Below are 13476 nucleotides of genomic sequence, written 5' to 3'. Positions count from 1 at the left end.
TGTCTCGACGTCGCTCGACACGAACGGAGCAGGCATCACATCACCCCAGCCGCGCCAGCGCCGCCGCCAGCCGCTCGGCCTCGGCGCTGTGGTGCGCGTGATCGGCGCGGGCCTTCTCGACCGCCTCGGGCTTGGCCTTCTCGACGAACGCGGGGTTGTTCAACCGCCGTTCGAGCGATTTGGCTTCCTTCTGCGCGGCGGCGAGCGCCTTTTCGAGACGGGCCTTTTCGGCGGCGATGTCGATCACGCCTTCAAGGGGGATCGCGATGTTGGCATCGCCGGCGCCGATCTGCATCGCCGGGCCGGCAGGGGCCGGTTCGAAGCGGATCGATGAAAGCCGCGCCAGCCGGTCGATCGCCGGGCCGTTCGCCTCGATGATCGCGCGCGTGGCCGCGCTGGGTTCGGGCAGATAGGCGTCCAGCTTGGCGCCGGGCGCGATGCCAAGCTCGTTCTTGGCGGTGCGCAAGGCGGAAACCAGCGCGATCAGCCATTCTACCTCGCGCTTGGCCGTCGCATCCACCGCCGCCGTCGGCTGCGGCCAGTCCGCCACGATCAGCTCGCCGGCGCGCGCGCCCGTCTTGTTCCATAGCTCCTCCGTCACGAAGGGCATGAACGGGTGGAGCAGAACGAGGATCTGGTCGAGCACCCAGCCGGCGACGGCCTTGGTTTCGTCGTCGAACGACCCCTTGATCAGTTCGATGTACCAGTCGCAGAACGTGTCCCACACGAAGTGGTAGATCGCGTTGGCGGCGGCGTCGAAGCGCAGGTCGGCCATCGCCTTGTCGAGTTCGGTGACGGTTTCGACGACTTCGCCGATGATCCACCGGTTCACGGCAAGCTGTGGCGCGATGCCGGGGCCGGTGTGATCGCCGATACCGCCGGTGATGCCGTTGCTCTGGCAGAAGCGCGCGGCGTTCCACAGCTTCGTGGCGAAGTTGCGATACCCCTCCACGCGCTTTTCATCCATCTTCACGTCGCGGCCCTGGCTTTCCATGGCGCACATGAAGAAGCGCAGCGCGTCCGCGCCGTACTGGTCGATCAGGCCCAGCGGATCGACCACGTTGCCCTTGGACTTGGACATCTTCTGCCCGTCCGCCGCGCGGACCAGCCCATGCAGGTAGAGCCGCTTCCACGGCACTTCCTTCATGAAATGCAGGCCCTGCATCGCCATGCGCGCGTCCCAGAAGAACAGGATGTCGAAGCCGGAAACGAGCAGATCGTTGGGGTAGTGCTTCTTCAGCAGCGGCGCGTCTTCATCCGGCCAGCCGAGCGTGGCGAACGGCCAGAGCGCGGAGGAGAACCAGGTGTCGAGGACGTCCGTTTCCTGCCAGAGATAAATGTAGTCCGGGTCTCGACCGGGCTCTGTCACCTCTTGCAAGCGGGCGGGAGAGTCCAAGAACGCAATCGGACGTCCCAACGCCTTGTATTTAGCAAGGGCAAGCTTTTCTGCTTCCAACTCATCGTCCGCGACAAAGACTTCGACGTTCGAAAGTCCCAGATCGTAGCGTATCTGATTCCCTTCGATCTTCGGACCGAACCACGCCGGAATCCGGTGCCCCCACCACAACTGCCGGCTCACGCACCACGGCTGGATGTTCTCCATCCAGTTGAAGAAGGTCTTTTCCCAGGTCTTGGGCACGATCTCGATCGCGCCGGAGCGCACGGCTTCCATGGGCGCCTTGGCGAGCGTTTCGGCGTCGACATACCACTGGTCGGTCAGCCACGGTTCGATCACCACGCCGCCGCGATCGCCGAACGGCGTCTGGATCGTGCGCGGTTCGGCATCGTGGAGGACTTCGTTGCCTTCCTTGTCCTTGGTCACGTGCGGGATCAGGAAGCCGGCTTCCTTCATCCGCTTGACCACCAGCTTGCGCGCGTCGAAGCGGTCCAGCCCCACAAATTCGGCGGGCACCAGCCCGTCCGTCGTCTGCACCACCTTCGCTTCGGCATCGAACATGTTGAGCATGTCGCCCGCCTTGATGCCGGCGCGGCGGCCGACCTCGAAGTCGTTGAAGTCATGGCCCGGCGTGATCTTCACCGCGCCGCTGCCCAGTTCCGGGTCGGCGTGTTCGTCGGCCACCACCTTGAAGCGGCGGCCGGTCAGCGGCTGGAGGATGTCCTTGCCGATCACGCTCTGGTAGCGCGGATCGTCCGGATGGACCGCCACGGCCATGTCGGCCAGCATCGTTTCGGGCCGCGTGGTGGCGACCTCGATGTAATCTAGCCCGTCGTCGCGGGTCACGCCATCGGCCAGCGGATACTTGAAGTGCCAGAACCCGCCCTGCACCTCGCGCGTTTCCACCTCGAGGTCGCTGATCGCGGTCTTGAGCTTGGGGTCCCAGTTCACCAGCCGCTTGTCGCGGTAGATCAGGCCCTGATTGTAAAGGTCGACGAACACCTTCACCACGGCCTTGGTGAAGTGCGGGTCCATGGTGAACTGTTCCCTGGACCAGTCCATCGAGCAGCCCAGCCGCCGCAGCTGGCGGGTGATCGTGCCGCCGGATTCGGCCTTCCATTCCCACACCTTCTCTACGAACTGCTCGCGCGTGTAGTTGGTGCGCTTGTCCTGCCGCGCTTCCATCTGGCGCTCGACCACCATCTGCGTGGCGATGCCAGCGTGGTCGGTGCCGACCACCCACAGCGCATCCTTGCCGCGCAGCCGTTCGTAGCGGATCACCACGTCCTGCAGCGTGTTATCGAGCGCGTGGCCGATGTGGAGCGATCCCGTGACGTTCGGCGGCGGGTTTACGATCGTGAACGGCACCGCTTCGGGCCGTTCGGGGCGGAAAAGCCCGTTCGTTTCCCAATGGCTGTACCAGCGCGCCTCGATCGCGGCGGGCTCGAAGGTCTTGTCGAGAGTCTGTTCGGTCATGGCGCGCGCTTTGCCAGCCGTTCCGCCCGCCTGCAAGCGCCGGGGCGCCAAACCGGCACGGCGGCTTGAAACCCAAATTGACTTTGAAACGTTGTGTCGCACGTCATGCACTTGTCGCCCCAGCCATTTTCCCGCATGAAGCGGATCATATGCGGGCGCTAGCCGACTTCACGATCCAGCCCGGCGATGCCGGAACCGAGGAAGCCGGTGGCGCCACGCTGGCGTTCAGCGGCGCCATGCTGGTGTCCACGCTCGGCGCGCTCGATGCCCGGGTGCGCGCGCTGGACGAACCGATCGCCCGGATCGACCTGTCCGCCGTCGAACGCATGGATACCGTGGGCGCGTGGATGGTGTGGCGCCTGGCGCAGGAGCGGGGCGCGGAGATCGTCGGCGCCAGCAGCGAAGCGGAGCGCCTGATCGCCGCGGTGGGCCAGGCCGGAGAGAACGATTCGGGCGTGAGCGCCCCGCGCCTGCCGCTGTTCGAACGCGTGCCGGGCAAAGTGGGCGATGCCGTGGTCGGGCTGGCCTGGGGTTCGCTGCAGGTTCTGGGCTTCCTGGGGCAGGTGGTGCAGGCGCTGGGCACGCTGTTGCGGCATCCGGGGCGCTTTCGCGGCAAGTCGATGATTCACCAGATGGAACTGGTGGGCGTGAACGCGCTGGCGATCGTGGGGCTGATGAGCTTCCTGGTCGGCATCGTCATCGCGCAGCAGGGCGCGGTGCAGCTTCGCCAGTTCGGCGCGGAGATCTACACGGTCAATCTGGTCGGCCGGCTGACGCTGCGCGAACTCGGCATCCTGATGACCGCGATCATGGTCGCCGGCCGGTCCGGCTCGGCTTTCGCCGCGCAGCTCGGCACGATGAAGCTGACCGAGGAAGTGGACGCCATGCGCACGATCGGGGTCTCGCCGATGGAAGCGCTGGTTCTGCCGCGCATTCTGGCGACGATGCTGATGCTGCCGTTGCTCGGCACTTATTCCGCTGTGGTCGGCATCATCGGCGGCGCGTTCCTTTCGGCGACGACGCTGGGCATTCCCTTCCTCACTTTCCTTTCGCGCATCCAGGAAGTGGTGCCGCTGCACGACGTGTGGGTCGGGCTGGTCAAGGCGCCGGTGTTCGGCCTGATCGTGGCGGTGGCGGGCTGCTATCAGGGGATGCAGGTCAAGGCCAATGCCGAGGAAGTGGGTACGCGCACCACGGCGGCGGTGGTCATGGCTATCTTCATGGTAATCGTGCTCGATGCCTTCTTTGCGGTGTTCTTCACCAAGGTCGGCTGGGGATGAGCGATCCGGACATCCTCATCCGCGTGCGCGGACTCAAGAACGTGTTCGGTCCGCATGTCGTCCACGAAGACCTCGATCTCGATGTCCGGCGAGGCGAGATTCTGGGCGTCGTTGGCGGCTCGGGCACGGGCAAATCGGTGCTGATGCGCGCGATCATCGGCCTCCAGATTCCCGAGGCGGGCGAGATCGAGGTGCTGGGCAGCTCGATCACCGACGCGCGCGACGACGACGATATCGACATCCGCAGCCAGTGGGGCGTGCTGTTCCAGGGCGGCGCGCTGTTCTCCACACTGACCGTGGCCGAAAACGTCGAGGTGCCGCTGCGCGAATTCTATCCCGAGATCAGCGACGAGCTGCGGCACGAGATCGCGCGCTACAAGGTGATCCTTTCCGGCCTGCCGGCGGATGCCACGGCCAAGTACCCAGCCGAACTTTCCGGCGGCATGAAGAAGCGCGCCGGGCTGGCGCGGGCGCTGGCGCTCGATCCCGAACTGCTGTTTCTGGATGAGCCGACGGCGGGGCTGGACCCGATCGGCGCGGCGGCGTTCGACCAGTTGATCGCCAGTCTTCAGCAGACGCTGGGGCTGACGGTGTTCCTGATCACGCACGATCTCGATACCCTGTACGAAATCTGCGACCGTGTGGCCGTGCTGGCCGACAAGAAGGTGATCGCGGTGGGGACGATCCCGGAACTCTTGGCGCTCGATCATCCGTGGATTCAGGAATACTTCAATGGCCCGCGCGGCCGTGCCGCCAAGGCCGCGCAGGATCGCATCGCACCGCCGGGGGTTGCCGTTCCGGTGGACGACGATCCGCAGGACGAGGCATAGGATACGGGAACACAGCCGATGGAAACGCGCGCAAACCATATCTGGGTCGGGGCCGTTACCCTCCTGCTGCTGGCCGGCATCGCCGCGCTGACGGTGTGGATCGCGCGCCTGAACCAGGGTGAACAGGATCACTACGACATCTTCTTCAAGCAGTCCGTGGATGGTCTGGCCAAGGGTTCGGAAGTCTCGTTCTCGGGCGTGCCTTCGGGGCAGGTGGAAGACATCGATCTGTGGGAGAAGGACCCCGAATTCGTCCGGGTGCGGATCAAGATCAACAGGAAGGTGCCGATCCTGCAGGGCACGACCGCCAGCCTGCAGGGCAGCTTCACCGGCGTGACCACCATCCAGTTGCAGGGCGCGGTCAAGGGCGCGCCGCCGATCGAGGAAAAGGGGCCGGAAGGCGTGCCCGTGATTCCGACCAAGCGTGGCGGGCTCGGAGAGATCCTGGCCAACACGCCGCTGCTGCTGGAACGGCTGGCGACGCTGACCGAGCGGCTGACGATGGTGCTGTCCGACCAGAACCTGAAGTCGTTCGAAAACATCATGCGCAACACGGACAAGATGACCGGCAACCTTGCCGCTGCCTCGCCCGATGTGAAGCGGGTGCTGTCCGAATTGCAGGCGACCTTGCGGCAGGCGAACTACACGCTTTCCAGCTTCGAGAAGCTGGCCGGATCGACCGACGCGATGATCAACGACGAAGGCAGCGGCCTGGCCAAGCAGTTGCGCCAGACGCTGAAATCGGCTCAGTCCGCGGCGGACGCGCTCCAGGCCACGCTGGATGATACGCGCCCGGCCGCGCGCCAGCTGAACGAACGCACGCTGCCGGCCGCCGAAGCCGCGATCCGCGATCTGCAGGCGACCACGCGGTCGTTGCGCGAAGTGACCGACAAGATCAACGACCGGGGCGTCAGCGCCATCGTCGGCAGCCCGAAGCTGCCGGACTACAAGCCATGAAAGGGACCATCGCGATGATCCGCAAACCGATCCTGGTCGCGCCGCTGCTGGCGTCCGCCCTCGCTCTTGCCCTTTCGGCCTGCGTCAATATCGGCACCAAGGTGCCGGGCACGCTGATGAGCTTGACGCCCGAAAACGCGCCTGCCGCCGGCGCGGGCGCGTCCGGCAATCTTGCCGGCGCTACCGCCGTGCTGGAGCCTGCGGCGGAGGCGCGGCTGGCGGTGCTGCGGATTCCGGTGCAGATCGACGATTCCAACGTGGCCTATCTCAAGGGCACGCAATGGGTCGAACGGCCGACGCGGCTGTTCCAGCGCCTGCTGGCCGAAACCCTGCGCGCCAAGGGCGGCAGGCTGGTGGTGGAGAACGATCTGGGCGTCAGCGGGCCGCGCCTGTCCGGCCGCTTGCTCGACATGGGTTACGACGCGCGCAGCCGGCGCGTGATCGTGCGGTTCGATGCGGTGAAGGAACTGCCCGGCGGCAAGATTGAGACCAAGCGTTTCGAACAGGACGTGCCGGGCGTCGCGCCGGAAGCGAGCGAGGTGGGGCCGGCGCTGAACAAGGCGGCCAACGCCGTGGCGAAGGACGTGGTCGACTGGTTCGGCTGATCCTGATTGGCAGGAAAGCGGTTTAAGCCCGCGCAAGTTCCGCGAAGCGGGTTGCCGCGCGGAACGCCGCGAAGCGCTTGTCGCGCCGGTCCTGCGCCTCGGCATCCTTGCCCCAGAGTTCGGCCTGCCAGTCTTCCTCGAGATTGGCGGCGTTCCACAGCGCTTCCACGTCCGCGCCCGGCGCGATCGCGGCAAGGCCCAGCGTCAGCGACGCGGCCAGGCTGGCGGTGTTGCGCAGCGCCGCCAGCGCGAAGGCGTCCAGCCCTTCCAGTTCGCCGGCGATGCGCTCGATCGCCTCGGGCGGCTGCGGCCGGTGCATCACGCCCGAAACGCGGTGGAAGCTCACGCCGATGCGCGTTTCCATGGCGGACAGCAGCGGTTCCCACACCGCGCGCTGGCGCGCCGCCAAGGGCTCGTCCGGCTCGGCGCGATAGCACAGCGTATCGGTTTCGGCATAAGGCAGCAGTTCGCCAATGGTGCGGGCGCGTTCGGGCGCCACCACGTCCAGCGCGAAATCGGCCATGTCGCGCAGGATGAAGCGCGTGCTGTCGATCTCTTCGCCCTGATCGGCCCACTCCGCCGCCATGGCCTCGGCCAGCGCGCGGCTGGGGACGATCTGCTGCCGTCCGCCGACGGTCCGGATGCCCCGTCCGTCCAGCGCCACACGAAAGCCGCCATCTTCGGCGACAACGGTCACGTCCTTGTAAAAACGCTTCATTCGGAACTCCGCCAGCGCTTCGCCAGCAGGGGCGGCAGCGCGAAGAAATCGGCGAGGCCGGCGACCATCAGGACATAGCCCGCCGCTTCGGGCAGGCCCGCCAGCCACCCGACCTTGCGCGAAGCGACAAGCGCGCCGGCCAGCACCAGCAGCGTGCCGGAAAGACGGACCAGTTGCAGGATGGCGAAACGGGCGATGGCCGGGTCGCGCTCGGCGCTCATTCCATGCCTTTCAGCAGGGCGCGCAGTTCGACCATGGTGGTGGCCACTGCTTCGGCGCCCGCGTCGAACAGCTCCGCCGGATCGTGATAGCCCCAGTCCACCCCGAATGCGCGGATGCCCGCATTGCGCGCCATTTCCATGTCATAGGCGGTATCGCCGATCATGGCGGTGTGCGCGGCGCTGGCGCCGGTGGCTTCGAGGCAGGCTTCCACCATCGAAGGATGGGGCTTCGAGGGATGCCGGTCGGCCGTCTGCAGCGTAACGAAGTGCCCGGCAAGGCCATGGGTGGCCAGGCAATGGGCAAGGCCCCGGTCGCTCTTGCCGGTGGCGACGCCCAGCAGCCAGCCGGTGCCCACCAGTTCCTCCACCAGCGCGGCGATGCCTTCGTAGAGCGGCTCGGCCACGGCGCCGGCCTCGCGCCGGGCGCGGAAGGCGTCCTTGTAGTACCCGGCCAGCGTCGCATGGTCGCGGTCTCCGCCGGCGGGGTGCAGGCGGCGCATCGCCTCGTGCAGCGAAAGGCCCACGATCCTGCGTGTGGCGGTGCGATCGGGCGGGACAAGCCCGGCGGTGGCGAACGCGGCGTCCATGGCCGCGCAGATGTCGGCCTGGCTATCGACCAGCGTGCCGTCGCAATCGAAGATGGCAAGGCGCAAAGGCGCGTCGGACGTCATGGCACCAGCTTCCTCATCAGTTCGGCGATGGCGGGCGATCCTTCCGCCTCAAGCCCCGCCGCCACGCGGGTGCGTTCGTCGGCCGGCTTGTTCTGCGAAAGCTTGAACGTGGGCCGCCAGGCCAGCACTTCCATCTCGAAGCCCACGATCGCGCCCATCATCTGCCGCAGTTGCGGTTCCGGCATCTTGTCCATGGTCCACGGCGCGCCATCGGCGATGCGCTCCTCATGCCGCGCGGAAAGCCCATCCAGCAGCGCGCGCAGGCCATCCTGATCCATGCGCCGCACGCGCCCTTCCAGTTCCAGCGCCACGTAGTTCCACGTCGGCACCTGTGCGGCATCGGCATACCAGCGCGGGCTGACATAGCCGTCCGGCCCGTTGACCACCGCCAGTGCCATGGCGCCGTCCAGGTGGCGGGTCAGCGCGTTGCCGCGCGCGAGATGGAACTGCACGGCGCCATCGCCGGTCGAAAGCAGCGGCGTATGCGCCACGCGCGGCCCGTCCGGCGTGGTCAGGAACACCATGCCGAATCCGATTTCCGCGATCAGCGCTTCGTGCAGATCGCGATCGTCGCTGCGGAAGGCGGGGTTGGGATGCATCAGCGCTTGGGCGTGCGGGGCGATGGCGTCTTGCGCGCGGCCGGCTTCCTGGCGGCCGGCTTCGCAGCGGCGCGCTTGCCCGTCGGCTTGCGGCCGGTGGGGCCATCGGCCCGCTTGCGCCGTTCGCCGCGCCGCTCCTTGCGGTACTGCTTGGCATGGGCCTTGGCCGCGCGCTTCTGTTCGTCCTTCTCGTCGACCAGCTTGACCGGTTCGAGCTGGAGAGCGCCATCGGCTTCGTCAAAGCCCAGCTGCGCCATGCTGGCCGCGAAATGCTCGGGCAGCGGCGCGGTCACATCGATCAGGTCGCCTTCGGGATGCTCGATGCGCAGGCGGCGGGCGTGGAGGTGCATCTTGCGGCTGATGCTGCCGGTCAGGAACGCCGCCTGTCCGCCATATTTGCCATCGCCCACGATCGGATGGCCGATCGCCGCCATGTGAACGCGAAGCTGATGGGTGCGGCCGGTCAGCGGCTGGAGTTCCACCCAGGCCGCCCGGTTGCCGGCGCGATCGACCACGCGGTAGCGGGTGCGCGCCGCCTGGCCCTGGCCGCTTTCATCGACCATCATCTTCTCGCCGCCGGTGCCCGGCTGCTTGGCCAGCGGCAGTTCTATCAGCCCGTCCGATATGTCGGGAATGCCCGTCACCAGCGCCCAGTAGATCTTCCTGGCCGACCGGCCGGAAAAGCGCTTGGAGAAGAACGCCGCGCTGCCGGGCGTGCGGGCGATCAGCAGGACGCCCGAGGTGTCCTTGTCGAGCCGGTGAACCAGGCGCGGGCGCGGCCCCTTGTCCTCGGCATAGGCATCGAGCAGCCCGTCGACGTGCTCGTGCGTGCCGCTGCCGCCCTGCGTGGCGAGGCCGGGGGGCTTGTTGAGCACGATCGCCGCGCGGTCTTTCTCCAGCACCATGGATTCGGCCAGCGCGATCTGCTCCTCGGTCAGCGGCTTGCGTGGGCGGGCGCCCTTGCCGCCCATAGGTGGGGTGGTCCCGCCCGGCGGCACGCGCAACACTTGCCCCTTTGTCAGCCGGGTATCGACGTCGGCGCGCTTGCCATCGACGCGGATCTGGCCGGTGCGCGCCCAGCGCGAGACCGTGGCGAAGCCCACTTGCGGCAGGTGGCGCTTGAACCAACGGTCGAGCCGGATGTCGTCATCGTCGTGCGCGATGGTGAACTGGCGGACTTCTTCGCTCATGCCGCCGCCCGCATCACGAAAAGGCCCAGGAACAGCCCGGCAAGGCCCGCCGCCAGCGAACCCGCCGCATAAGCCGTGGCCGTGCCGATCAGCCCGCGCTCGACCAGCATCGCGGTTTCGAGGCTGAACGAAGAGAATGTGGTGAAGCCGCCCAGCACGCCCACCGCCAGCAAAAGCCGCCAGGCTTCGCCACTTGTTCCATGCCGGGCGAGCCAGCCCGCCAGCAGCCCCATCAGCAGGCTGCCCGCGACGTTGATCGAGAAGGTGGGCCAGGGAAAGGCCGCGTTGGGGCCGGCGATGCCCGCGACGAGCCGGCCGGCATGATAGCGCAGCACCGATCCGCCGGCGCCGCCAGCGGCGACCAGCAGCGATGCCTGCAAGGTGGAGGGAGAATTCATGGTTGCGGCCTTAGACGTTCCGCGGCTCCGGGGGAAGGGCGCGGGAACGATCGCGGCGCGAGTTTGCTTGCCTTTCGTTCGGCGCACTGCTAACGGGCCGCCGGTTGGAGCCGGTCCAGCATGGATTCGGCCCCGTTCGTGTTTCCCGAATCACGGTGACCCCCGCATGATTGGCGGGCTCTCGCCTGAAGCTGTTTGAGGTGTGTCGGTTTATGCAGATTCTCGTTCGCGACAACAATGTCGACCAGGCTCTTCGCGCGCTCAAGAAGAAGCTGCAGCGTGAAGGCGTGTATCGCGAAATGAAGCTGCGCCGCCACTATGAAAAGCCCTCCGAAAAGCGCGCCCGCGAAAAGGCCGCCGCCGTTCGCCGCGCCCGCAAGCTGGAGCGCAAGCGGCTGGAGCGCGACGGCGCCAAGTAAGGTTCGGGCGGCGGAAGAGACGTTGGTCTCATCCGCCATCTAGCCTCTTGCCGCGACGGCCCGGCTGGGCCAAGAGGGGCGCCGTCATCGCGGCGCCCTTTCGCACATCCGGCCTTTGCGGCCGATGGCGATTCGCGCCTTACCGCAGGGGGAGCCTCAGACCGGGGCGCTCAAAAGGGGAAGCAATGTCCGAAATCACGCGCGTTCCGCTGCAGCCTGTTGCGCAGGGGTCGGTCACCAAGATCTGGCTTGGCGTTGCCGTGGCCGCTCTGATCGGGATCGGCGGGGCCTATGCCGCGCGGCCGCAGCACTTTGCGGCGGTCTATGTCGAGGCGATCAAGCAGGGTGAAGGCGAATCGCCGAAGACGGGCGATGTCGCGCTGGTGAACTATGTCGGGCGGCTCGCTTCCACCGGCAAGGAATTCGATCGCGGCGAACGTGTCGCCATGCCGGTCGATGGCGTGATCCCCGGCTTTTCCAAGGGGCTTCAGATGATGAAGCGCGGCGGCAAGTACCGGCTCGAGATTCCGGCCGCCGATGCTTACGGCGATCGCCCGCAGACCAACCAGGGCACCGGCGAAGTGGTGATCCCGGCGAACAGCGATCTGGTGTTCGAAGTCGAACTGATCGATTTCAAGAGCGCCGCCGAGCTGGAGCAGCAGCGGCGCGTCCTGCAACAGATGCAAGGGATGCAGGGCATGCCCGGCGGTCCGCACGGTGGCCCGCATGGCGCGCCGCCCGCTGGGGAAGCCCCGCAGCGCTGATCGCGCGTTTCCGTCCGTTCGCTTGAAGGACGCCGCGCGCGATGCTAGCGCGCGGCGTCCTTTGTTTTTTCGTTTGTCCAAGGCAGGGAAATCCCATGTCCGTAGATACCGCCACGGTGGCGAAGATCGCCTCGCTGGCCCGCCTCAAGGTTACCGAACCGGAGCTTGAGGCGATGGTCCCCGAACTCAACGGCATTCTCGCCTGGGTCGAGCAGCTGGGCGAAGTGGACGTTGCCGGCATCGAACCGATGACGGCCGTGATCCCCAATACCCTGCGCCTGCGCGATGACGTGGTGAACGCCGATCCGCTGACCGGCGGCGGCATTCGCGATGCGGTGCTGGCCAATGCGCCGGCGGCCGAACACGGCTTCTTCGGCGTGCCCAAGGTGATCGAGTAATGTCCAATACCGCAAACGAACTGACCGAACTGGGCATCGCCGCCATCCGCGAAGGTGTGGCCAAGGGTGCATTTACCGCCACCGAAGTCGCCACCGCGTTCAACGCGGCGGTGGCGGCGGCGCAGCCCGCGCTCAACGCCTTCATCCTCACCACGCCCGAAAAGGCGCTGGAAGCCGCCGCGAAGGTCGATGCCGATCGCGCCGCCGGCAAGCCGCTGGGTAAGATGGCGGGCGTGCCCATTGGCATGAAGGACCTGTTCGCCACCAAGGGCGTGCAGACCACCGCCGCCAGCCATATCCTCGAAGGCTTCACGCCCGAGTACGAAAGCACCGTCAGCAGCAAGCTGTGGGATGCCGGCGCGGGGATGCTGGGCAAGCTGAACCTCGATCAGTTCGCGATGGGTTCGTCGAACGAGACCAGTGCTTTCGGCAACGTGATTTCGCCCTGGCGCCGCCCGGGCGATACCGCGCCGCTGGCGCCCGGCGGTTCGTCGGGCGGTTCGTCGGCCGCCGTCGCCGCGCGTCTGGCCCCGGCCGCGACCGGAACCGACACCGGCGGTTCGATCCGCCAGCCGGCGGCCTTCACCGGCATTTCGGGTATCAAGCCAACCTATGGCCGCTGCTCGCGCTGGGGCATCGTGGCCTTCGCCAGCTCGCTCGATCAGGCCGGGCCGATGGCGCGCGACGTGCGCGATTGCGCGATCATGCTGGAAGCGATGGCCGGGTTCGATCCCAAGGACGCGACCAGCCTCGACCTGCCGGTGCCCGCCTGGGAAGAGGCGCTCTCGGGCGACCTGCGGGGCAAGAAGGTCGGCATCCCGCGCGAATACCGCATGGACGGCATGGACCCGGACGTCGCGAAATCGTGGGACGATGGCATCGCCTGGCTGAAGGAAGCGGGCGCGGAGATCGTCGACATCTCGCTGCCGCACACCAAGTATGCGCTGCCGACCTACTACATCATCGCGCCGGCCGAAGCCTCGTCCAACCTCGCGCGGTACGATGGTGTGCGCTATGGCCTGCGCGAACTGCCCGATGGCGCGAACCTGCAGGACATGTACGCCGCCACGCGCGCGGCCGGGTTCGGCGCGGAGGTCAAGCGTCGCATCCTGATCGGCACCTATGTGCTCTCGGCCGGGTTCTACGACGCCTATTACACGCAGGCGCAGAAGGTCCGCACGCTGATCAGCCACGACTTCAAGAACGCCTTCACCGAAGTCGACGTGATCCTGGCGCCGACCGCGCCGACCACCGCCTTCGCGCTGGGCGAAAAGAGCGACGATCCGCTCGCGATGTACCTGAACGACGTGTTCTCGGTGCCCGCCAGCCTTGCCGGCCTGCCGGCGATGTCGGTGCCGGCGGGGCTGGACCGCAACGGGCTGCCGCTGGGCCTGCAGATCATCGGCAAGGCCTTCGACGAACAGGGCGTGCTGAACGCCGGACTCGCGATCGAGCAACGCGCGGGGTTCGCGGCCAAGCCGGAGAAGTGGTGGTAATCGCGTCACCCCGGCGTAAGCCGGGGTCTCGGGCCTGAAGGTCCGACCCAGATCAACG

The 13476-nt window shown here is 67.1% G+C and carries 15 protein-coding genes; 8 read left to right on the top strand and 7 right to left on the bottom strand.

Annotated features, from left to right (window positions below; genetic code table 11):
* Positions 1-40 precede the first annotated feature (40 nt).
* Complete coding sequence (locus FA702_RS07785; protein WP_136955682.1) at positions 41-2872, bottom strand: valine--tRNA ligase; 2832 nt, start codon at positions 2870-2872, stop codon at positions 41-43.
* Positions 2873-3021: 149 nt separating this feature from the next.
* Here FA702_RS07785 and FA702_RS07780 point away from each other — a divergent pair, with 149 nt between their 5' ends.
* From FA702_RS07780 to FA702_RS07765, 4 genes are read left to right on the top strand one after another with little or no spacing between them, the layout of a single operon-like run.
* Complete coding sequence (locus FA702_RS07780; protein ID WP_136955681.1) at positions 3022-4152, top strand: ABC transporter permease; 1131 nt, start codon at positions 3022-3024, stop codon at positions 4150-4152.
* Positions 4149-4982: an ABC transporter ATP-binding protein gene (locus tag FA702_RS07775; protein WP_136955680.1), complete on the top strand. Its 834-nt coding sequence runs from the start codon at positions 4149-4151 to the stop codon at positions 4980-4982. Before FA702_RS07780 ends, FA702_RS07775 begins: the two co-directional genes overlap by 4 nt.
* 18 nt (positions 4983-5000) lie before the next feature.
* On the top strand, positions 5001-5939 hold the full coding sequence (locus FA702_RS07770) for an MlaD family protein (protein WP_125954787.1): 939 nt from the start codon (positions 5001-5003) through the stop codon (positions 5937-5939).
* A complete protein-coding gene (locus tag FA702_RS07765) occupies positions 5936-6544 on the top strand; it encodes an ABC-type transport auxiliary lipoprotein family protein (protein WP_255504758.1) in 609 nt (202 codons plus the stop codon). Before FA702_RS07770 ends, FA702_RS07765 begins: the two co-directional genes overlap by 4 nt.
* Before the next feature lie 22 nt (positions 6545-6566).
* Here the strand turns inward: FA702_RS07765 and FA702_RS07760 are convergent, their stop codons facing one another.
* From FA702_RS07760 to crcB, 6 genes are read right to left on the bottom strand one after another with little or no spacing between them, the layout of a single operon-like run.
* On the bottom strand, positions 6567-7262 hold the full coding sequence (locus FA702_RS07760; protein ID WP_136955679.1) for an ATP12 family chaperone protein: 696 nt from the start codon (positions 7260-7262) through the stop codon (positions 6567-6569).
* Positions 7259-7483, bottom strand: a complete 225-nt coding sequence (locus FA702_RS07755) for a hypothetical protein (RefSeq protein ID WP_136955678.1) — start codon at positions 7481-7483, stop codon at positions 7259-7261. Before FA702_RS07755 ends, FA702_RS07760 begins: the two co-directional genes overlap by 4 nt.
* Complete coding sequence (locus FA702_RS07750) at positions 7480-8154, bottom strand: HAD-IA family hydrolase (protein WP_136955677.1); 675 nt, start codon at positions 8152-8154, stop codon at positions 7480-7482. The genes FA702_RS07755 and FA702_RS07750 overlap by 4 nt, the downstream gene beginning before the upstream one ends.
* Positions 8151-8753 (bottom strand): FMN-binding negative transcriptional regulator, encoded by a 603-nt coding sequence (locus FA702_RS07745; protein WP_136955676.1) that lies wholly within the window; start codon positions 8751-8753, stop codon positions 8151-8153. Before FA702_RS07745 ends, FA702_RS07750 begins: the two co-directional genes overlap by 4 nt.
* Complete coding sequence (locus FA702_RS07740; protein WP_136955675.1) at positions 8753-9943, bottom strand: RluA family pseudouridine synthase; 1191 nt, start codon at positions 9941-9943, stop codon at positions 8753-8755. The genes FA702_RS07745 and FA702_RS07740 overlap by 1 nt, the downstream gene beginning before the upstream one ends.
* Positions 9940-10341: a fluoride efflux transporter CrcB gene (crcB, locus tag FA702_RS07735; protein ID WP_136955674.1), complete on the bottom strand. Its 402-nt coding sequence runs from the start codon at positions 10339-10341 to the stop codon at positions 9940-9942. The genes FA702_RS07740 and crcB overlap by 4 nt, the downstream gene beginning before the upstream one ends.
* A gap of 212 nt (positions 10342-10553) precedes the next feature.
* On the opposite strand from crcB, the gene rpsU reads away from it, so the two are divergent.
* The 4 genes from rpsU to gatA all read left to right on the top strand — a co-directional run bounded on the left by rpsU (position 10554) and on the right by gatA (position 13418).
* Positions 10554-10760, top strand: a complete 207-nt coding sequence (gene rpsU, locus FA702_RS07730; RefSeq protein ID WP_091145878.1) for a 30S ribosomal protein S21 — start codon at positions 10554-10556, stop codon at positions 10758-10760.
* A 185-nt stretch (positions 10761-10945) separates the two neighbouring features.
* Positions 10946-11524: an FKBP-type peptidyl-prolyl cis-trans isomerase gene (locus FA702_RS07725; protein WP_136955673.1), complete on the top strand. Its 579-nt coding sequence runs from the start codon at positions 10946-10948 to the stop codon at positions 11522-11524.
* 95 nt (positions 11525-11619) lie between these two features.
* Positions 11620-11922, top strand: coding sequence for an Asp-tRNA(Asn)/Glu-tRNA(Gln) amidotransferase subunit GatC (gatC, locus tag FA702_RS07720; RefSeq protein ID WP_124807817.1), 303 nt, complete (start codon positions 11620-11622; stop codon positions 11920-11922).
* Positions 11922-13418: an Asp-tRNA(Asn)/Glu-tRNA(Gln) amidotransferase subunit GatA gene (gatA, locus tag FA702_RS07715; protein ID WP_136955672.1), complete on the top strand. Its 1497-nt coding sequence runs from the start codon at positions 11922-11924 to the stop codon at positions 13416-13418. Before gatC ends, gatA begins: the two co-directional genes overlap by 1 nt.
* The last annotated feature ends 58 nt before the right edge of the window (positions 13419-13476 follow it).

It is taken from the genome of Novosphingobium sp. EMRT-2 (genome assembly GCF_005145025.1).
Taxonomy (GTDB): Bacteria; Pseudomonadota; Alphaproteobacteria; order Sphingomonadales; family Sphingomonadaceae; genus Novosphingobium.
Note: the sequence above shows the minus strand (reverse complement) of the source record. Positions and strands in the feature narration are given on the sequence as shown.